This is a genomic window from Duganella sp. 1411 (assembly GCF_017833525.1).
Lineage (GTDB): Bacteria > Pseudomonadota > Gammaproteobacteria > Burkholderiales > Burkholderiaceae_D > Rugamonas.
In genome coordinates this window covers 170,772-190,541 of the sequence record NZ_JAFICD010000005.1, presented here as the reverse complement: position 1 = coordinate 190,541, position 19,770 = coordinate 170,772, and the positions used below count along the sequence as shown (strand labels likewise).

Here is a 19,770-nt window from a genome sequence, read left to right as displayed (position 1 = left end):
ACGTCGTTCACCCCGGCGCGGCGCCAAAGCGACGATCTTATCACGCCGCCCCGCCGCCCCCGGGCCGAACCCGCCCCGCCTACAGGTCCGTGATTTCCTTATGGCGCGGCACCAGCGCCTTCATCACGCACCACGCCACCAGGTAGGCCAGCGCGCAGATGGCGAACATGATCATGTAGCCGGTGCGGATGTCGTTGACCGATTTGTAGTAGTCGAACACCCAGCCGCCCAATTTGGTCAGCGCCACGCCGCCGATGCCGCCGGCCATGCCGCCGATGCCGATCACCGAGGCCACCGATTTTTGCGGGAACATGTCCGAGACGGTGGTGAAGATGTTGGCCGACCAGGCCTGGTGCGCCGAGGCGCCCACGCCGATCAGCAGCACCGGCACCCAGAAGCTGATCGCGCCGAGCGGTTGCGCCAGCAGCACCACCAGCGGGAAGAAGGCGATGACCAGCATGGCCTTCATGCGGCCGTCGTACGGCGCGTAACCGCGCGACATGAAGTAGCTGGGGAACCAGCCGCCGCCGATCGAGCCGATCATCGTCATGCTGTACAACACGGCCAGCGGCACGATGATGGCGTCGCCCTTCATGCCGTATTGGGCCGACAGGTAGGTCGGCAGCCAGAACAGGAAGAACCACCAGACGCCGTCGGTCATGAACTTGCCGAAGGCGAAGGCCCAGGTCTGGCGATACTTCAGCAGCTGGAACCACGAGACCTTCTTGGCGGCAGCGGCCGACGCCTGCTCGCTCTTCTCGACCGGCTGCACGCTGTCGCTGCGGATGTAGGCCAGTTCCGCCTTCGACAGGCGGGGCTGCTGTTCCGGCTTCTCGTACAGCCACAACCAGACGCTCATCCAGATAAAGCCCAGCATGCCAATCATGATGAAGGCCGACTGCCAGCCCCAGATCGCGGCGATGACCGGCACCGTGATCGGCGCCAGGATGGCGCCGACGTTGGCGCCGGAGTTGAAGATGCCGGTGGCGAAGGAGCGCTCTTTTTTCGGGAAGTATTCGGCGGTGGCCTTGATCGCGGCCGGGAAGTTGCCCGCCTCGCCGACCGCCAGCACCGCGCGCGAGATCATGAAGCCGGCGATCGAGGGCACCAGCACCACGCCGAAGGCGGCGCCGAGGACGGCCACGCCCTCGCCCAGCGGCACCGAGAACGCGTGCAGGATGGCGCCGAGCGACCAGATGACGATCGCCACCACGTAGGCGGCCTTGGTGCCGATCTTGTCGACCACGCGGCCGGCGAACAGCATCGAGACCGCGTAGACGAACTGGAAGGCGGCGGCGATGTTGGCGTAGTCGGTGTTGCTCCAGCCGAATTCCTTGGACAGGTCCGGCGCCAGCAGGCTCAATACCTGGCGGTCCAGGTAGTTGACGGTGGTGGCAAAAAACAACAGTGCACAGATGGTCCATCGGTATTTACCGACGGTTTGGCCCACCACGTGCGGAGTTACTGGCTCGCTCAGGTTCATGGCATCACTTATGTTTTGGTTTTTGGTGATGATCTCTCGGTCTCCACGAGATCACTTTAGTCGTATGTCATCGTACAACTATAAAACTTGATAAGCAAGCACAAAGATGGCGAAACCCGCACCCCGCATACCGGGGTCGTACCCCGCACGGGGTACGACCCCGGTATGCGGGGTACGACCCCATGTGGCCGCCCCGCGGGTTACGGGGCGCCGCCCCGGCCAGTTGTAGGACGACTCACGCCGCCTGCGCCGTGCGGGCGTCGCCGGTCTTGACCAGCAACAGCGCGACCAGGCTGATCAGCGCGGCGCCCGACAAATAGTAGCCCACGTACTGCAGGCCGTAGTTGGTCGCCAGCCAGGTGGCGATGTACGGCGCCAGCGAGGCGCCGAGGATGCCGGCCAGGTTGAACGTCAGCGAGGCGCCGGTGTAGCGCACCTCGGGCGGGAACAGTTCGGACAGGATGGTGCCCAGCGGGCCGTAGGTCATGCCCATCAGCCCCAGCCCGAGCGACAGGAACACGGTGATCTGCACCACGCTGCCCGAGCCGAACAGCGGCGCCAGCGCCAGCCCGAACGCGGCGATCGCGGCCGAAACCCAGATCAGCGTCGTGCGGCGGCCGAAGCGGTCGGCCCACAGCGCGGCGACCGGGATGGTCAGGCCGAAGAACAGCACGGCGATCAATTGCTGGATCAGGAAGTCCTTGCGGGTGAACTTGAGCGCCGTGGTGCCCCAGCTGAGCGCGAACACCGTCATCAGGTAGAACAGCACGAAGGTGGCCAGCGCGATCAAGGTGCCCAGCACCAGCACGCGGCCGTGGTTGCGGAACACCGTCACCACCGGCACCTTGACCCGCTCGTTCTTGTCGAGCACCTTCTGGAAGTCCGGCGTCTCGTGGATCTTGAGGCGGATGTACAGGCCGACCACCACCAGCAGCGAGCTGGCCAGGAACGGAATGCGCCAGCCGTAGCTGAAGAATTCGGCGTCGGTCAGGGTTTCGCTCAGCAGCAGGAAGATGCCGCCCGACAGGAAGAAGCCGATCGGCGCGCCCAGCTGCGGGAACATGCCGTACCAGGCGCGCTTGCCCGGCGGCGCGTTCTCGGTCGCCAGCAGCACCGCGCCGCCCCACTCGCCGCCCAGGCCCAGGCCCTGGCCGAAGCGGCACAGCGCCAGCAGCGCCGGCGCCAGGGTGCCGATCTGCGCGTAGGTCGGCAGCATGCCGATCACCACGGTCGAGATGCCCATCATCAACAGCGCCGCCACCAAGGTGGCCTTGCGGCCGATGCGGTCGCCGAAGTGGCCGAACACGGCCGAGCCGACCGGGCGCGCGAAGAAGGCGATGGCGAACGTGGCCAGCGACTGCAAGGTGGCGGCGGCCGGATCGCTGGCGGGGAAGAACAGCTTGGGGAACACCAGCACGGCGGCAGTGGCGTAGATATAGAAGTCGAAGAATTCGATGGTGGTGCCGATCAGGCTGGCAAATAGCACGGTGGCCGGCGAATTGGTCTTGGTCGATACCGGTTGAGACTGGCTCATGCGTGAGGCTCCTGCGGATGGATGGTGCGCCTCATCATACACACGACCTCCGCAGCTTGCCAAGCAGATATGTTTGCCCAGGAGGCGTAGGGCGGATTAGCGTAGCGTAATCGGCCATGCATGCGCCGCCGGCGGCTCATCAACGGCGAATGACTGCGGATGACGCTAGTGGTCGATTTGCGTCAATCCGGCGGCGATCCCGGCCGCGTCGAGCGGACGCACCACGCGCGCCACCTCCTGGCCGTCGCGCAGGAAGATCAACGTCGGCCACAGCTTGACGCGGTAGGAGCGGCCCAGCGCCCGGCCCGGTCCGTCCTCCACCTTGTAGTGAACCACGCCGTCGTGCCCGGCCATGGCCTGCGCCAGCGGCGCCTGCGCGGCCATGCAGTGGCCGCACCAGTTGGCGCCGAACTCCAGCAACGTGGCGCCCGGCATCGTGTCGATCTCGGCGCGCGCCGGCGCCTCGGGGATATAAACAGTTTTCATTTGGTCTTGAACTTGGCACATGGATCGTCGCGCTGCGGCCGCTTGAGCTGGTGGGCCACGTCGTAGCGGCCGGCGTTGTCGCCGCCTTCCACGAAGCCCTCGCTGCGCACCGTCAGTATAGGCGTAATCTGGTTGAGCCAGCGCGCGACACCGATGTCCTTGCGCACGTGGCCGTTGCCGGCGATCAGCACCACATCGCGCGGGCGCTGGTCGCGCACGATCTTGGCCATCCAGATGTCGCGCGCGACCTGGGCGTTGACCATGCCGTCGATCATCATCTCCGGCGTCATATCGCAGTGCCCGGCGGCGATCTCGCGCCGTTGCCCGGCGCGCACGTCGGCCGGCAGCGGCTGGTCCAGGCGGTAATCCCGGACGCTTTGCGGATCGAACGTGGCGGCGACCCCGTCGCGCACCACGCGCGAGGCGTCGGCGCGCGACAGGTTGCCGGCCACCAGCGGCAGATGGTAGTCCAGCGCCAGCTGGATCAGCGGGTAATACAGTTGCCAGTCCCAGCGCGCGCCGTTGACCACGCGGATCACGCATTGCGCGTCGAGGCAGCCCTTTTGCGCCTTGTTGAGCAGATCCTGGTCCTCGCGGTCGAACTGCTCCATGACGAGGGCCGGCCGCCAGCCGCCCTCCACCCGTTGGCGCAGCAGATCGTAGCGCAGCCGCTGCCCCTGGGCGTTGTCGTGCACCTCGCCCAGCAACAGCACTTGCGGGTTGGGGCCGACGGGCGCGGCGGCGGACTCCGGCTGCGCGCCACGCCCGCCGCCGGCGCACCCGGCCAGGGCCAACGCCGATGCCGCCGCCATCGCGATTCCTATTGTCCGCCAGATTTTTTGAGATGTGGATATCATCCTGCTCCTAACGTCGAGTTTGTAAGAAATCGACAATGTTTTCCCGGTGAAACTGACTATTGTTGCAGCGCAATAATAACTTTCTTTGATCTAAACACAGATAGCAATTTGCTATGAGTTGTGGTTTAATAGCCGTTGTGCAATGAGCGCAATGCTTTTTGCGACCGCAAGTCTAAGGTGTCTGCATTAAATTGCTGTTAACGCCCGGTCACCGCTGCACCGTCTTAGGAGTACATTATGAAAATATTACCGCTTTTAGCATCCACGTTGTTCGCGCTGGGCCTCGCCGGCGCGGCTCAGGCAAGCGTCCATGCGGCGCCAAGCGCGCCTACCGCACATGCAATAATTGAAGCCGAAAAATGCGCCTCCAGCGCCGCCGCCCCGTGCCCGATGGCCGCCGAAACCGCGGCGTCGGACGACGAGCGCGACGAGCTGGCGCCGCTGGCGAAAGCCAACGCCGAGCAGCCGGTCGACGCCGCCGCCACGCCGGTGCCGGAGCCGCAAACCTTCGCCATGATGGCGCTCGGCCTGGCCCTGCTCGGTTTCGCCTCGCGCCGCCGCCAGCCGTCGGACAAGTTCGAAAACTGAGCGCGCCGCGCCCGGCCACCCAATCCCGCCCCGGCGGGATTTTTTTCGGCCGTTGTCAGTAGCACAGCGCGCGGATATTGCTGAGGGTGACGCCGTGGGCGATGGCGCGCATCGCGCAGCCGAGCTTGTGCCAGCCGTCGTCGGTCAGCATGACCGCGCCCAGCGCCAGCGCCAGCGCGATGGCGATCACGATCAGCAAGCCCTGGATGGCGTCCCTGTTCATGCGGCCGGGAGGGGTGTCAGGCGGAGTCCGCCAGTTGGTAGTCGAAATCGTAGTAGTGCTTGCCGCCTTCTTTGCGGATCTGCAGGGTGCCGCTGATCCCTGCGAGCTCGCCGCGGCCGGAATCGGGCACCACCGCCACCACCAGGCTGGGCGCGCCCCGTTCCATCAGGCCGCGATGGTGCAGCAGAAAGTCGCCGCGCCGGCCGTCGAGCGTGCCCTCGACCCGCTCGATCGCCACGTACGCGCCCGAACCCAGCGCGCTGTCCATATAGGCCAGCATCTCGCCCTTGCCGGTGGCCTGCAGCGCGCCGTGGTATTGCTTGTCGAGCGACATGCGGCCGACGCCGGTGTCGGCCGCGACCGCCGAGGCCGGCTCCGGTTGCATCGTGACGCTAAATTCCCCTGTAACCTTGCTCATCACCGCTCCTTTCATGCGTGCAAGCGCGCTTCGGCCTGCCCGCTGGTGTCGTCGACCGGCGTCACGCACGGCATGCGCAGCGTGAAGCTGGCGCCGTGGCCCAGCACGCTGGCAACCGTGATCGTGCCGCCGAATTGTTTGGCCATCAGGTTGAACACGATGTTCAGCCCGAGCCCGGTGCCGCCCTGCCCGCGCCGCGTGGTCACGAACGGGTCGAACACCTTGTCCAGCATTTCCGGCGCGATGCCCTTGCCGTTGTCGCTGACCTGCATCTCGATCCAGTCGCCCTGGCGCACCACGCCGATGACGATGCGGCCCTCGTCGTCCGGCTCGAACGCGTGGTCGACGCAGTTGAGCGTCAGGTTGGTGATCACCTGCGCCAGCGCGCCCGGATAGCTGTCGAGCATGATGTCGGGCGGGCAGTCGATGTTGACGGCGATGTGCGTTTTCTTGAGCTTGGGCTGGAGGCTGGACACCACCTCGTTGATATAGTCGCGCAATTCGAAGCGGCGGCGCGCCTCGCTGACCTGGTCGACGGCGATCTGCTTGAAGCTGTGGATCAGGTGGGCGGCGCGGTAGGCGTTGTTCATGATCAGGCGCGTGCTCTCGGCGGCCGTGTCGAGGTAGCGCATGATGTCGGATTTCTTGATGTTGCCGCCCTCGACGGCCACCTGCACCTTCTCGGTGGCCTCCATCAGCACCGAGGCGCTGGTGAGGGCGATGCCGACCGGCGTGTTGATCTCGTGGGCAACGCCGGCCACCAGGCCGCCCAGCGAGGCCAGCCGCTCGGCCTGCAGCAGCGACTCCTGCGTGCGGCGCAGGTCGGCCATCGCCTTGGCGGTGGCCTGGGCCGATTTGCGGGCGTCGTCCTCGGCCTCGCGGATGCGCTGGATGTTCGATTTGACCTTGCGCTGGATGGCGTTGAAGCCGCGGATCACCTCGCCGAGCTCGTCGTGGCGGCTGTCGGCCAGCTCCTCGACTTCGTCGCTGCCGCGCGTGGCCAGGTCGAACAGGCCGTCGCGCAGGCGCTTGAGCGGGTCGAACACTATGCGCAGCGACAACGCCAGCGCCGCCACCAGGATCAAATCGAGCAGCAGCACCTCGATCACCTTGCGGCGCACCTCGGCCGCCAAGGTGGCGTCGATCTGGGCGCGGCTGAAATTGACCACCACGCGGCCGACGATGACCGGCTTGAGCGCGGCGCCGGCCGCGCCCGAGTCGCGGTAGGCCAGGTCGGCCACCACCGGCGTGCCGCCGACGGCGGCGTCGTTCTCGATCGCGCTGATCTTGCCGTCCTCGTGGCGCAGGCGGCCGGAAAACAGGCCGACCGAGGTGTCGTAGACGCGGATCGACACCAGCTCGGGCGGCATCATCTCGGCGGCGACGATGTTGTCGACCTTGGCCTTGTCGAGGTCCCACAACGCCGACGGCAAACTGGTTTGAAGCCGGGTCAGCACGCCCTGGCGCAGGCGCTGGCTGCTCACTTCGAGTTCGTGACCGAGGCTGTACTGCGCGTAGGTGCCGGAAATGCCCAGCACCAGGGTCACGATGACCACGAACAACAGCGTCAGACGGCCTTGAATACCAGACATCGAACAACCTCCCCCGACCACGTATTTGACGGCAACGTCCCAATGTACGGTATGGGCTGCATCTTGGCAAGAATTTGGGGCGGCGGCCGGGCAGACTTCGCCCGCGCGCGATGGTAATATTGTGCAACATAGTCAGGCGGACACACCAACCGACAATCACCGGAGGCAGCATGGCGGGCAATTATCATCAACTGGCGCTGGCCGAGGTGCGGCCGGGCATGGTGCTGTCGGACGAGCTGCTCGACGTCCAGGGCCATGTGCTGCTGGCGCAGGGCACCGTGCTGACCGACACGATGCTGGCGCTGATGCCGCGCCACGGCATCGCGGTGCTGCCGATCGTGCGCGAGGACGTGGCGCCCGAGCAGGCGCAGGCGGCGCTGGCCCATCATCAGGCGCGCATCGACCAGCTGTTCCGCAAAAACGACGCCGACAGCGACAGCGACTGGGCCACCGCGCTGCTGCGCCGCTTCGTCACCGATTTCCGGCTGAACCGGGCCACCCCGCAGGAGCACCCCGAGCATGAGTAACACCCTCAGCTACGACGACGTGGTGCGCAACCTCGACGACCTGCCGTCGCTGCCGGCGGTGGTCATGGAATTGCTCAACAGCATAGACCAGGACGACGTCGACATCTCGGTGCTGGCCAAGAAGGTCTCGCACGACCAGGCGCTGACGGCCAAGACCTTGCGGCTGGCCAACTCCTCGCTGTACGGGCTGCAGGTCAAGGTCACCACCATCCAGCAGGCCATCACCTACCTGGGCTTCCAGACCACGCGCAACCTGATCACGGCGGCGGCCGTCACCGGCTGCTTCGCCGAGGGCCACTGCCCGGGCTTCGACCACAAGGCGTTCTGGCGCCACTCGATCGCCACGGCCGCCTGCGCCAAGGTGCTGGCGCGGCAGATGCGCTTCAACCAGGATTACGCGTTCACGGCCGGCCTGCTGCACGACATCGGCCGGCTGGTGCTGGTGGCGTGCTTCCCCAACCAATATTCGGAGACGCTCGCCTACCGCGAGCAGCACGACTGTTATTTGCTGGAGGCCGAACGCAAGGTGCTGGGCGTCGATCATGTCGACGCCGGCATGGCGCTGGCCGAACACTGGAATTTTTCCGATACGATGCGGCTGGCCATCGGCGGCCACCACGACCCGGAGGCGCCGGGCGCGGGTTTCCTTGCGGCCATCATTCATGTGGCCGACGCCATCGTCCACGCGCTCGATCTGGCGCAGGTGCGGGACGACTTGGTGCCGCCCGTGTCAACCGTGGCCTGGACCGCGCTGGGTCTGGATGAAGAAGTCTATCTACAACTGTTCCGCGAAACCGAACTGCAATATGAAGAAATTTCGATGGTGCTACTGAGCTAACCGGCTGCCTGCACGAAAGGCTACCTGCCGGCCGGGCTGCGCGTGTGCAACGCTCAACCCGGGCGCGGCAAGTGCGGAAGCTGCGGGCGCATTAATGACGCGCGTAGTTTCCGGCCTCGGCCTTTTCTGGACGCTCTTCTGGCTTCGGACGGCCCTGGGCGTCGGACAGGCGGTACTTGGTGCGGCGGTCGCCCATCAAATCACGCAGGTCGCGGATGCTCATGCCGGTCACCTCGTGCATGCGGATCAGCAGCGAAGCGCCGACCGGCAGGCGGTGGTGACGGATTTTGCTGATGACCGGCGGAGCGACCTCCAGCAGGCGCGACAGCGCGGCGTCGTTTTTCAGTTGCATCTTGCCCAGCAGGATGTCGAGCAGATGGTTCGGGTTGTAGCTTTCTTGGGAAGCAAGAGCGTGATGTGCCATGATTTTCCTCGTTGGTTGGGTGAAGAGATAGTGCTGGTTGGAACTTAAGGACAACTTAGAATTTAGTAATTAAAGTTGTCCGGTCATTCCGCCCTCCTGAATTGCCTTTCGCGCAAGAGAATTCTATGCTTAAAGGGACTGCTCCAGCCGGCGCGCGGTGCGTGAAGATTGTTTGACATCAACCGCCGGCTAGAAAACTTAACAACTATGCTATTTCATCACATGGGGCCGGAGGGTGTCGCACGCAAGAACCTGTAGGAAATTGTTACATGAAGCAAGTTCATGCAGAGGGCCGGCGCCGATACTACCCTGTGGCAACTGTGTCGCGGCCTGTGCAACATCGGGTGGCGGCCGGGGGCCGGTTGCCGGGCGCGCGGCGGTGCCGCCCACCCGCCCTGAAATACGCGCCGGGCGCGGTTGGCGGCGGCAAATTACGTTAAACTAGCGCCTGTGCGCAGTGCGCCCCCCTCTGATAAAGCATTCCATTGAAAACCAAAACCCCCGTTCAGCCGCATTACTTTGTTCCGGAGCCGCTCGATAACGCGCGCCTGGCGCATTTGTGCGGCCCGCTCGACGAAAACCTGCGGCAGATCTCGGCCGCGCTGGACGTCACCATTTTCCGTCGCGGCGAGAAATTCATCGTCAGCGGCCACAATGCCGAGCGCGCGGTGCAAATCCTCGACCAGTTCTACGCCGTCGCCAACAAGGTCGTGCCGATCGAGGAAGTGCAACTGGCGCTGGTCGAACAGCGCGCCGGGCTGGCCGCCGCCGCCAACGCCGCCCCGGCCGGCGCCGACGCCAAGCCGCACGCGGTGGCCGCGGCGCCGTTCGTCGAGCCGGAGATCAACAGCCCGGTGCTCAAAACGCGCCGCGCCGACCTGCGCGGGCGCACCCCGCACCAGATCCGTTACCTGCGCAATATCCTCGAACACGACATCAGCTTCGGCGTCGGCCCGGCCGGGACCGGCAAGACCTACCTGGCCGTGGCCTGCGCGGTCGACGCGCTCGAGCGCGACGCCGTCAAGCGCATCATCCTGACCCGGCCGGCCGTCGAGGCCGGCGAGAGGCTGGGCTTCCTGCCGGGCGACCTGGCGCAAAAGGTCGATCCCTACCTGCGCCCGCTGTACGACGCGCTGTACGACCTGCTGGGCTTCGACCGCACGCAGAAAATGTTCGAGAAGCAAGTCATCGAGATCGCCCCGCTGGCCTATATGCGCGGGCGCACGCTCAACCACGCGTTCGTGATCTTGGACGAGGCGCAAAACACCACCGTCGAGCAGATGAAGATGTTCCTGACGCGCATCGGTTTCGGCAGCAAGGCCGTCATCACGGGTGACGTCACGCAGGTGGACTTGCACAAAAGCCAGAAGAGCGGCCTGGTCGACGCGGTTCAGGTGTTGAAGGATGTGCGCGGCATCGCCTTCAGCCACTTCAACAGCGAGGACGTGGTGCGCCATCCGCTGGTCGCGCGCATCGTCGACGCCTACGAGACGGCGCACAACCACGAAGCCGAGATCGCCCCGTTACTCAAAGCCACCGCCCTGAAAAATGTCCGTAAAAAATAAACTGACCTTGTCGGTGCAGTATCCCGACGCCCGCCTCAAAGAAGTCATCACCCGGCCGGCGATCCGCAAGTGGATCCAGGCCGCGCTGTTCGCGCCGGCCGAGCTGACCATCCGTTTCGTCGACGCCGAGGAAGGCCGCGCGCTCAACCAGCAATACCGCGGCAAGGACTACGCCACCAACGTGTTGACGTTCGCCTACAACGAGGGCGAGGAGGAGCTGCCGGACGACGCCCCGACCCGCGCCGACATCATCCTGTGCACCGACGTGCTGGAAAGGGAAGCTGCCGAGCAACACAAATCGGTCGAGGAGCACACCGCCCACCTGGTCGTGCACGGCGTGCTGCACGCGCAGGGTTACGACCACGAGGACGACGAGGAAGCGGCCGAGATGGAGGGCATCGAGACCGAGCTGCTGGCCGAACTCGGTTACGCCGACCCCTACGCGGAATGACTCAACCGCCCGTCGGCTCCGGAATCGCACATTGGTCTATTGCGTCCTGCCAAGGCACCGCTGTCGGCAGCGTGACGACCTGTCCGTCCCGTAGAACCAGCAGCGGCCCATTGCCCGCCAGCGCGAACATGGGGTCGCCGGTCCGGATAAAATCGGCTGAATTGTAGAAAAACAGCCAGCCTTGCTTCACCTCTTGTGTTTCGGCCGTCACAATGTCGAAGGCATCGCCCGCCATCCGGCCCAGTTCATCGACCTTGGCTCGAGCGATTTCCAAAGCAGCGGCGCGATTGAGCGTATCCATTATTTGGTCCTTAAAAAACGAAGCGCGGTGTAACCACCGACCACGGCAGCCGTGCCGGTTTGGCCATCGAGGAAGCGGATAACACCGTATTGATTCACGGCGTTGAAGACATGGCCTACTCCGCCGCCGCGGCTACCGTAGACGATCCCGCGACTTCCGCTGCCTGCGGCCAGCAGAGCCTGCGCCACCTCGCCAAGATGGCCAACCCCACTAAATTTTGCGCCAAATATTCGTTCAAGTATAGCGATGCTATCGGGGCCACCCGGCAGCGCCGAAGCAGGACGGCCTGCGAGCATCGCCTCCGTTGCAATGACGCAATTAACGCAGTTCGTCTTGCTCTGACCAGGATTAATACGTCGCACTGTGCCTGCCAAGAAACTCATCGCCATACCACCGTCGTCGAGGAAATCTGTCCAGCATGCCCCCGACCACAGGCCGATGCGCTGAGAATAATCAAACGATGCCTGGCTCCATTCCCCGATCAAATACGCTGCTTTTTTGACAAAAACCTGCTATCTTGAGCTTTTGGTGTATCCTATACCCCTTCGTAACAACGGCTCACGCCTACTATGCAAGAGCACTCTAGTGGCGTCAAAACTGACGCCAAACCCCATCGGTCGCTGTTTGAACGGCTGACCGCGCTGATTTCCCCCGAGCCAGAGAACCGAGCGGAACTGCTCGAAGTCCTGCACGACGCCCACGAACGCAACCTGATCGACGCCGACGCCCTGTCGATGATCGAAGGCGTGTTCCAGGTCTCCGACCTGTCGGCGCGCGACATCATGATCCCGCGCTCGCAGATGGACGTCATCGACATCTCCAAGCCGATCGAAGAATGGATGCCGCAGGTGCTGGCCACGGCCCACTCGCGCTTCCCCGCCATCGAGGGCGAGCGCGACAAGGTGATCGGCATCCTGCTGGCCAAGGACCTGCTGCGCTACTACGCCGAGGAATCGTTCGACGTGCGCGACATGCTGCGCCCGGCCATCTTCATCCCCGAATCGAAGCGCCTGAACGTGCTGCTGCGCGACTTCCGCGCCAACCACAACCACATGGCCATCGTGGTCGACGAGTACAGCGGCGTGGCCGGCCTGATCACCATCGAGGACGTGCTCGAACAGATCGTCGGCGACATCGAGGACGAGTACGACTTCGACGAGGAAGAGGACAACATCCTCTCGATCAAAGAGGGCGTGCACGGCCCGCGCTGGCGCATCAAGGCGCTGACCGAGATCGAACAGTTCAACGAGGAACTCGACACCGCGCTGCCGGACGACGACGTCGACACCATCGGCGGCCTGGTGGCCAAGCACCTGGCGCGCATGCCGCACAAGGGCGACATCTTCGACTACCAGGGCATGCGCTTTGAAGTGCTGCGCGCCGACGCCCGCCAAATCCACGTGCTGCTGGTGGAAAAACTGCCGCCCGCCCCCGACGCCGGCGACACCCAATAATGCGCTTTCGCCGCGCCAATCCGAACGATCCGCCCAAGCCGCAACGCAGCACCAAAGGTCGGATGATCATCACCCTGCTGGCCGGCGCGATGTGCGTGTTCGCCTTCGCGCCGTTCGGCTGGTGGCCGCTCGAGATCCTCGGCCTGGCGACCCTCTTCTACCAGGTGCTGCGCAGCGCCGACGTCAAAAGCGCGGGGCTGATCGGCTGGGCCTTCGGCTTCGGCTGGACCGCCGCCGGCACCCATTGGCTGTACGTGTCGATGCACGACTACGGCGCCATGCCGGCGCCGGTCGCCGTCGCCGCCGTGCTGCTGCTGGCGTGGGGCATGGGCTTCTACGTGGCGCTGGCGATGGGCGGCGCGGCCTGGCTGCGCAAGCGCTGGGCGCTGCCGCTGCCGGCCGCCAACCTGCTGGTGCTGCCGGCCATGTGGGCCCTGTTCGAATGGGTGCGCGCCTGGCTGTTCACGGGCTTTCCGTGGATGTCGGCCGGCTACGCCCACAATCACAGTCCGCTGGCCGGCTACGCGCCGCTCGTCGGCGTCTACGGCCTCGGGTGGCTGGCGGCCGTCATCGCCGGCGCCCTGCTGCTGCTGTTGCACCGCACCCGCGTCAAGGCCGCCGCGCTGGTCGTCGCCATCTTGGCCATCGGCGTCGGCCTGACCTACGCGCAGTGGACCTACCCGGAAGGCAAACCGATCTCGGTGCGTCTGCTGCAGGGGAATATCCCGCAAAGCGAAAAATTCGACGGCGCCCGCGTGCTCGGGACGATGAAGCTGTACCACGACGCCATCACCGCCGCGCCGGCCGACTTGATCGCCACGCCGGAGACGGCCATCGTCATGCTGCCGCAGCAGCTGCCGCCGGACTACCTGCCCGGCATCGCCCAGTTCCTCAACCAGACCAACAGCAACCTGATACTGGGCATCCCGCTGGCCGACAGCCAGAGCGCCTATTTCAACAGCGTGATCGGCCTGACGCCGCGCCAGGCCAGCAGCTACTACCGCTACGACAAGCACCATCTGGTGCCGTTCGGCGAATTCATTCCGCTCGGCTTCCGCTGGTTCGTCAACCTGATGTCGATCCCGCTGGGCGACCAGACCAGCGGCGCCGACATCCAGCCGGCCTTTCCGATCAAGGACCAGCGCGTACTGCCCAACATCTGCTACGAGGACTTGTTCGGCGAGGAGATCGCCGCGCAGTTGAACCATCCGGCGCAGGGCCAGAAGCCGGCCACGATGCTGCTCAACGTGTCCAACCTGGCCTGGTTCGGCGACACCATCGCCATTCCGCAGCATTTGCAGATCTCGCAAATGCGCACGCTGGAGACGGGCCGGCCGATGCTGCGGGCGACCAACACCGGCGCCACCGCCATCATCGACGGCCATGGCAAGTTGGTTCAACAGCTGCCGGTGAACACCTTCGGCACCTTGGCCGCCAACGTCCAGGGCATGGCCGGCAGCACGCCGTATATCCTCTGGGGTAATAAGCTCTTTCTGCTGCTGGCGGCGCTGGCGCTGGGCGGCGCCTGGTTTTGGGCGCGGCGCGCAAAAAACCGCGCCCAAGCCGCTTAATCTCTACAGGCTCCCGGCAAAACCCGCTAAAATTGCCCCTTTAGCATAACCGCAACCGCGCGTTCCCCGCCCCGCGAGGCGCGCCATCGACCACACAAGATGCTGACATTTCAACAAATCATTCTGACCTTGCAAACCTACTGGGACAAGCAAGGCTGCGCCCTGCTCCAGCCATACGACATGGAAGTCGGCGCCGGCACCTTCCACACCGGGACCTTCCTGCGCGCGATCGGCCCGGAGCCATGGCGCGCGGCCTACGTGCAGCCGTCGCGCCGCCCGAAGGACGGCCGTTATGGCGAGAACCCGAACCGCGGCCAGCACTACTACCAGTATCAGGTGGTGATGAAGCCGGCGCCGGAAAACATCCTCGACCTGTATCTCGGTTCGCTCGAAGCGCTGGGCCTGGACCTGAAACAGAATGACGTGCGCTTCGTCGAAGACGACTGGGAGTCGCCGACCCTGGGCGCCTGGGGCCTCGGCTGGGAAGTGTGGCTGAACGGGATGGAGGTGACGCAGTTCACCTACTTCCAGCAGGTCGGCGGCCTCGATTGCAAGCCGGTGCTGGGAGAGATCACCTACGGCATCGAGCGCCTGGCGATGTACCTGCAGGGCGTCGAGAACATGTACGACCTGGTATGGACCACGTGGGAAGAAAACGGCGTCACCAAAACGCTGAAATACGGTGACGTGTTCCATCAAAACGAGGTCGAACAATCGGCCTATAACTTCGAGCACTCGAACGCCGAACTGCTGTTCGCCCAGTTCAACAACCACGAATCAGAAGCCAAGCGCCTGATCGAGGCGCAACTGACGCTGCCGGCCTATGAGCAGATCATGAAGGCCTCGCACAGCTTCAACCTGCTGGACGCGCGCGGCGCCATTTCGGTGACCGAGCGCGCCGCCTACATCGGCCGCGTGCGCGCGTTGTCGCGCCTTGTGGCGCAGGCCTACTACGAGTCGCGCGAGCGCCTGGGCTTCCCGATGGCTCCCGGCCTGGCTCCCGCCGCTGCTGAACAAACTGTATAAATAATATGACCCAGACCCTCCTCATCGAACTGCTGACCGAAGAACTGCCACCGAAGGCGCTCGCCAAACTGGGCGCGGCCTTCGCCGCCGGCATCGTCAACGGCCTGAAAGTACGCGACTTCCTCGACGCCGACAGCGTCGCCACCTCGTTCGCCTCGCCGCGCCGCCTGGCCGTTTCCATCACCAAGGTGCGCGCCACCTCGCCGGACAAGTCGATCCGCGAAAAAGTGCTGCCGGTGTCGGTCGCGCTGGACGCCGCCGGCAACGGCACGCCGCCGCTGGCCAAGAAACTGGCCGCGCTGGGCTTCCCGAACCTGACCGTGGCCGATCTGGAACGCGCGCAGGACGGCAAGGCCGAGAGCTTCTTCTACACCTACACGGCGGCCGGCAGCGCGCTGCAATCGGGCCTGCAGGCGGCGCTGGAGGAATCGGTCGCCAAGCTGCCGATCCCTAAAGTGATGAGCTACCAGCGTCCGGACGGCGCCACCGTGCAATTCGTGCGTCCGGCCCACAGCCTGGTCGCGCTGCACGGCGCCACCGTGCTGCCACTGACCTTGCTGGGACTGACCGCGTCGAACGTCACCGAAGGCCACCGCTTCCTGACCGCTCCCGGCCAGCGCGAAGTCGCCATCGCCGACGCCGACAGCTACGCCGAAACGCTGAAAGCCAAGGGCAAGGTGCTGGCCAGCGTCGAACAGCGCAAGGAACAGATCCGCGCCGAACTGCTGGCCAAGGCCGGCGCCGACCAGGTGCTGATGCCCGAAGCGCTGCTCGACGAAGTGACCGCGCTGGTCGAATGGCCGGTGGTCTACGAGTGCCGCTTCGAAGAGGAATTCCTGGCAGTGCCGCAGGAATGCCTGATCCTGACCATGCAGACCAACCAGAAATACTTCGCGCTGACGGACGCCGACGGCAAGCTGCGTTCACGCTTCCTGATCGTCTCCAACATCGAAACCCCAACACCCGAAGCCATCATCGGCGGCAACGAGCGCGTGGTGCGTCCGCGCCTGTCGGACGCCAAGTTCTTCTTCGAGCAGGATAAGAAGAAGACGCTGGAATCGCGCCTGCCGCTGCTCAAGAACGTGGTCTACCACAACAAACTGGGCACCCAGGCCGAGCGCAGCGAGCGTGTCAGCGCGCTGGCCGGCTTCGTCGCCACGCAAATCGGCGGCGACTCCGCGCTGGCCACCCGCGCCGCCAAGCTGTCCAAGGCCGACCTGCTGACCGACATGGTCGGCGAGTTCCCCGAGCTGCAAGGCATCATGGGCACCTACTACGCCCGCAACGACGGCGAGCCGGAAGACGTGGCGCTGGCCGCCTCCGAGCACTACCAGCCGCGCTTCGCCGGCGACGCGCTGCCGTCGACCGTCACCGGCACCGCCGTGGCGCTGGCCGACAAGCTCGAAACCCTGGTCGGCATTTGGTCGATCGGCCTGCAGCCGACCGGCGACAAGGATCCGTTCGCGCTGCGCCGCCACGCGCTGGGCGTGCTGCGCATGCTGATCGAAAAACGCCTGATGCTGTCGATCCACGGCCTGCTCGATTCGGCCGCGCAGCAGTTCACCGGCATCGCCGGCTTCAAGGATCCGGTCGCCGAGGTCACCGCCTTCATGCTGGACCGCCTGCGCGGCATCCTGCGCGAGCGCGGATTCTCGCCGAACGAGATCGAAGCGGTGGTCGCACAAAACCCGGACCGCCTGGACGACATCGTGCAGCGCCTGGAGGCGGTCAAGGCCTTCGCCGCGCTGCCGGAAGCGGCCTCGCTGGCCGCCGCCAACAAGCGCATCACCAACATCCTAAAGAAGAACGAGGAGGCGCTGGCCGCCGCCGGCACCAGCGCCGTCGACCCGGCGCTGCTGCAGGACGAGGCCGAGAAGAACCTGGCCGCCGCCGTCACCCGCGTGCAGCCAGACATCGACGCCGCCTTCATCCGCGGCGATTTCAGCGACGCCCTCAAGACGCTGGCGCAGCTGCGCGACGCGGTCGACGCCTTCTTCAACGACGTCATGGTCATGGCCGAAGACGTCGCCCTGCGCAATAATCGTCTGGCGCTGCTGTCATCGCTGCATGGCATGATGAACCGCGTGGCCGACATTTCGAAGCTGGCGGCCTAAATGGGTACGCCGTCCATGAAACTGATCATCCTCGATCGCGACGGCGTCATCAACCATGATTCGCCCGACTTCATCAAATCGCCGGCCGAGTGGATACCGGTCCCCGGTTCGCTCGAGGCGATCGCCCGCCTGAACCAGGCCGGCTACCGGGTGGTGGTGGCGTCGAACCAATCGGGCATCGCGCGCGAGTTCTTCGACATGTCGACGCTCAACGCGATCCACGCCAAGATGCACAATCTGGCGCAGCAGGTCGGCGCCGACATCGACGCCGTGTTCTTCTGCCCCCACGCGGCGGCCGACAACTGCGATTGCCGCAAGCCGAAACCGGGCATGTTCAACGAGATCTCGCAGCGCTACAAGATCAGCCTCAAAGGCGTGCCGGTGGTGGGCGACTCGCTGCGCGACCTGCAGGCCGGCTACGTCACCGGCTGCGTGCCCTACCTGGTCCTGACCGGCAAGGGCGAGAAAACCCGGGAAACCGGCGGCCTGCCGCCCGGCACCCTGGTGTTCCCCGACTTGGCGGCGATGGTGGTCCACCTGCTCAAAACCAGCGCGCCGCCGGCGCTGCACGTCGTTAGCTAACAAGTTTTTGGAGTCTGCATTGGGTCATCCCGTATTGTTTTTGCGTTCCCTGATTTTCACCATCATCATGGTGATATCGACCATCGTCTGGGCGCTGGTGTGCTTCCTGGCTGCGCCGCTGCCGTACAACAAGCGCTTCTGGGTCACCGCGCGCTGGAACGTGTTCATCGTCTGGTGCGCCAAGGTTATTTGCGGCATCCGCTACCAGATCAAGGGCGCCGAGAACTTCCCGGACGCGCCGGCGGTGGTGCTGTCGAAGCACCAGTCGGCGTGGGAAACCATCTTCCTGCTGCCTAACCTGCCGCGCCCACTGGTGTTCGTGTTCAAGAAGGAAATCCTTTATATTCCGTTCTTCGGCTGGGCGATGGCGTTGCTGCGCATGATTCCGATCGACCGCAAGCAGGGCAAGAACGCGTTCAAGCACGTGGTCCGCCACGGCAAGCGCCGGCTCGCCGACGGCCAATGGATTATCATGTTCCCGGAGGGGACGCGGATTCCGGTCGGCCAGGCCGGCAAGTACAAAAGCGGCGGCACGCGCCTGGCCATCGAGACCGGCGCCGTGGTCGTGCCGATCGCGCACAACTCCGGCGAGTGCTGGCCAAAAAACTCTTTCATCAAACGGCCCGGCCTTGTTACAGTATCGATAGGTAAGCCAATTTCGCCAGAAGGACAAACTCCGGACGGCATGATGCAACAGGTGGAAACTTGGATAGAATCAGAAATGCGCGTCATTTCGCCCCACGCCTACAACGCTGGCTAGACGATTTAGCCACCTTGGTGAAGCCGGCGTCGCCGAAAGACGACGCCAGCCAGCTTGACCTGTTTGGACGGGAGGCGCAGTCGTCTCCCAAGCCGGTCTACACGTCGCCGGTATGGTCGGTTCCTCCCTCTTCCAGCAAGCCCCCTCCCGTTTCCCCGTACGTCGCGCCGCCCGAAACCGCGGTCCCGGTCAAGCCGCGCCAGGTCGCGCCGCCGCCGTCCGATCCGACCACGGCCAAGCGCCAGCTGATGGTCGGTGAATTCATCCTCGAATATGATTTGCGCCGCTCGACGCGCCGCTCGATCGGCTTCATGATCGACGACGACGGCCTGCGCGTGACGGCGCCGAAGCGCATCAGCATCGCCGAAATCGACAACGCCATCCGCACCAAGCAGCACTGGATACTGAGCAAGCTCAAGGAACGGCGCGAGCGCCGCGCCGCGCGGCTGCAAAAGCCGCCGGTGGAATGGATCGACGGCGCGCAGCTTCCGTACCTGGGCGCCGACATCACCTTGCGGCTGCTGGTGGGCGGACGCAATCGCACCAGCTACAACCCGGCCACGCGCGAGCTGTCGATGGTGCTGGTGCCCGGCGCCACCGAGACGCTGCTCAAGGAGCGCGTCAAGTCCTGGTACCAGCAGGAGGCCAAGGTACTGTTCGAGCAGCGCCTGGACTTGTACGCGGCGCGCCTGGGGGTCAGCTACCACTCGTTCGGGTTGTCGTCGGCCGGCACGCGCTGGGGCTCGTGCACGGTCGACCGCAAGATCCGCCTGAACTGGAAATTGATCCACTTCTCGTTGCCGCTGATCGATTACGTGGTGGCCCACGAACTGGCCCACACGCTGGAAATGAACCACAGCGCCGACTTCTGGAACACCGTCGGGCGCATCTACCCCGAGTACGACGAGGCCAAGAACCTGCTGCGCAAACGGGCGCAGGAGCTGCCGGTGCTGTTTGCCTGAAATATCTCTATTTA

At 64.8% G+C, this 19,770-nt stretch carries 22 protein-coding genes; 12 read left to right on the top strand and 10 right to left on the bottom strand.

Features of this window, described 5'->3' with window-relative positions:
* Window positions 1–79 precede the first annotated feature (79 nt).
* The 4 genes from JOD97_RS23815 to JOD97_RS23800 form a co-directional block, all read right to left on the bottom strand.
* Window positions 80–1,483, bottom strand: coding sequence for an MFS transporter (locus JOD97_RS23815; protein ID WP_209724149.1), 1,404 nt, complete (start codon window positions 1,481–1,483; stop codon window positions 80–82).
* 235 nt (window positions 1,484–1,718) lie between these two features.
* Window positions 1,719–3,017, bottom strand: a complete 1,299-nt coding sequence (locus JOD97_RS23810; protein ID WP_209724147.1) for an MFS transporter — start codon at window positions 3,015–3,017, stop codon at window positions 1,719–1,721.
* 165 nt (window positions 3,018–3,182) lie between these two features.
* Window positions 3,183–3,503 (bottom strand): thioredoxin family protein, encoded by a 321-nt coding sequence (locus tag JOD97_RS23805; RefSeq protein ID WP_209724145.1) that lies wholly within the window; start codon window positions 3,501–3,503, stop codon window positions 3,183–3,185.
* The gene (locus tag JOD97_RS23800) at window positions 3,500–4,315 is read right to left on the bottom strand and encodes a ChaN family lipoprotein (RefSeq protein ID WP_209724143.1); all 816 of its coding nucleotides are present in this window, start codon (window positions 4,313–4,315) and stop codon (window positions 3,500–3,502) included. Before JOD97_RS23800 ends, JOD97_RS23805 begins: the two co-directional genes overlap by 4 nt.
* A 435-nt stretch (window positions 4,316–4,750) precedes the next feature.
* Between JOD97_RS23800 and JOD97_RS23795 the strand changes: the two genes are divergently transcribed.
* On the top strand, window positions 4,751–4,948 hold the full coding sequence (locus JOD97_RS23795; protein WP_209724140.1) for a PEP-CTERM sorting domain-containing protein: 198 nt from the start codon (window positions 4,751–4,753) through the stop codon (window positions 4,946–4,948).
* Window positions 4,949–5,003: 55 nt separating this feature from the next.
* Here the strand turns inward: JOD97_RS23795 and JOD97_RS23790 are convergent, their stop codons facing one another.
* From JOD97_RS23790 to JOD97_RS23780, 3 genes are read right to left on the bottom strand one after another with little or no spacing between them, the layout of a single operon-like run.
* Window positions 5,004–5,171 (bottom strand): hypothetical protein, encoded by a 168-nt coding sequence (locus tag JOD97_RS23790; protein ID WP_209724138.1) that lies wholly within the window; start codon window positions 5,169–5,171, stop codon window positions 5,004–5,006.
* A gap of 16 nt (window positions 5,172–5,187) precedes the next feature.
* Window positions 5,188–5,589, bottom strand: a complete 402-nt coding sequence (locus JOD97_RS23785; protein ID WP_209724136.1) for a DUF3224 domain-containing protein — start codon at window positions 5,587–5,589, stop codon at window positions 5,188–5,190.
* 11 nt (window positions 5,590–5,600) lie between these two features.
* Window positions 5,601–7,181 (bottom strand): sensor histidine kinase, encoded by a 1,581-nt coding sequence (locus JOD97_RS23780; protein ID WP_209724134.1) that lies wholly within the window; start codon window positions 7,179–7,181, stop codon window positions 5,601–5,603.
* A gap of 170 nt (window positions 7,182–7,351) precedes the next feature.
* Here JOD97_RS23780 and JOD97_RS23775 point away from each other — a divergent pair, with 170 nt between their 5' ends.
* Together JOD97_RS23775 and JOD97_RS23770 are read left to right on the top strand one after the other, a co-directional pair.
* Window positions 7,352–7,708, top strand: coding sequence for a hypothetical protein (locus tag JOD97_RS23775; RefSeq protein WP_209724131.1), 357 nt, complete (start codon window positions 7,352–7,354; stop codon window positions 7,706–7,708).
* On the top strand, window positions 7,701–8,546 hold the full coding sequence (locus JOD97_RS23770; protein WP_209724130.1) for an HDOD domain-containing protein: 846 nt from the start codon (window positions 7,701–7,703) through the stop codon (window positions 8,544–8,546). Before JOD97_RS23775 ends, JOD97_RS23770 begins: the two co-directional genes overlap by 8 nt.
* A gap of 91 nt (window positions 8,547–8,637) precedes the next feature.
* On the opposite strand, the gene JOD97_RS23765 is transcribed toward JOD97_RS23770, so the two are convergent.
* Window positions 8,638–8,970: a hypothetical protein gene (locus JOD97_RS23765; protein ID WP_090323567.1), complete on the bottom strand. Its 333-nt coding sequence runs from the start codon at window positions 8,968–8,970 to the stop codon at window positions 8,638–8,640.
* A 485-nt stretch (window positions 8,971–9,455) separates the two neighbouring features.
* On the opposite strand from JOD97_RS23765, the gene JOD97_RS23760 reads away from it, so the two are divergent.
* The gene (locus tag JOD97_RS23760) at window positions 9,456–10,535 is read left to right on the top strand and encodes a PhoH family protein (protein ID WP_209724128.1); all 1,080 of its coding nucleotides are present in this window, start codon (window positions 9,456–9,458) and stop codon (window positions 10,533–10,535) included.
* Window positions 10,519–10,986: an rRNA maturation RNase YbeY gene (gene ybeY / locus JOD97_RS23755; RefSeq protein WP_209724126.1), complete on the top strand. Its 468-nt coding sequence runs from the start codon at window positions 10,519–10,521 to the stop codon at window positions 10,984–10,986. Before JOD97_RS23760 ends, ybeY begins: the two co-directional genes overlap by 17 nt.
* Window position 10,987: 1 nt before the next feature.
* Here ybeY and JOD97_RS23750 read toward each other — a convergent pair whose 3' ends face one another.
* A complete protein-coding gene (locus tag JOD97_RS23750; RefSeq protein ID WP_209724124.1) occupies window positions 10,988–11,287 on the bottom strand; it encodes a YrhB domain-containing protein in 300 nt (99 codons plus the stop codon).
* Window positions 11,287–11,772, bottom strand: a complete 486-nt coding sequence (locus tag JOD97_RS23745; RefSeq protein WP_209724122.1) for a toxin glutamine deamidase domain-containing protein — start codon at window positions 11,770–11,772, stop codon at window positions 11,287–11,289. The genes JOD97_RS23750 and JOD97_RS23745 overlap by 1 nt, the downstream gene beginning before the upstream one ends.
* Before the next feature lie 84 nt (window positions 11,773–11,856).
* Between JOD97_RS23745 and JOD97_RS23740 the strand changes: the two genes are divergently transcribed.
* The 7 genes from JOD97_RS23740 (at window position 11,857) to JOD97_RS23710 (ending at window position 19,756) form a co-directional block, all read left to right on the top strand.
* A complete protein-coding gene (locus JOD97_RS23740) occupies window positions 11,857–12,741 on the top strand; it encodes an HlyC/CorC family transporter (RefSeq protein WP_209724120.1) in 885 nt (294 codons plus the stop codon).
* Window positions 12,741–14,312, top strand: a complete 1,572-nt coding sequence (lnt, locus tag JOD97_RS23735; RefSeq protein WP_209724112.1) for an apolipoprotein N-acyltransferase — start codon at window positions 12,741–12,743, stop codon at window positions 14,310–14,312. The genes JOD97_RS23740 and lnt overlap by 1 nt, the downstream gene beginning before the upstream one ends.
* Before the next feature lie 99 nt (window positions 14,313–14,411).
* Window positions 14,412–15,338: a glycine--tRNA ligase subunit alpha gene (gene glyQ / locus JOD97_RS23730; protein WP_209724109.1), complete on the top strand. Its 927-nt coding sequence runs from the start codon at window positions 14,412–14,414 to the stop codon at window positions 15,336–15,338.
* Between the two features lie 5 nt (window positions 15,339–15,343).
* Window positions 15,344–17,452, top strand: coding sequence for a glycine--tRNA ligase subunit beta (glyS, locus tag JOD97_RS23725; RefSeq protein WP_209724107.1), 2,109 nt, complete (start codon window positions 15,344–15,346; stop codon window positions 17,450–17,452).
* A gap of 15 nt (window positions 17,453–17,467) precedes the next feature.
* A complete protein-coding gene (gene gmhB / locus JOD97_RS23720) occupies window positions 17,468–18,034 on the top strand; it encodes a D-glycero-beta-D-manno-heptose 1,7-bisphosphate 7-phosphatase (RefSeq protein ID WP_209724105.1) in 567 nt (188 codons plus the stop codon).
* A gap of 67 nt (window positions 18,035–18,101) precedes the next feature.
* On the top strand, window positions 18,102–18,794 hold the full coding sequence (locus tag JOD97_RS23715) for a lysophospholipid acyltransferase family protein (protein WP_373999932.1): 693 nt from the start codon (window positions 18,102–18,104) through the stop codon (window positions 18,792–18,794).
* Between the two features lie 17 nt (window positions 18,795–18,811).
* Complete coding sequence (locus JOD97_RS23710) at window positions 18,812–19,756, top strand: SprT family zinc-dependent metalloprotease (protein ID WP_209724589.1); 945 nt, start codon at window positions 18,812–18,814, stop codon at window positions 19,754–19,756.
* The last annotated feature ends 14 nt before the right edge of the window (window positions 19,757–19,770 follow it).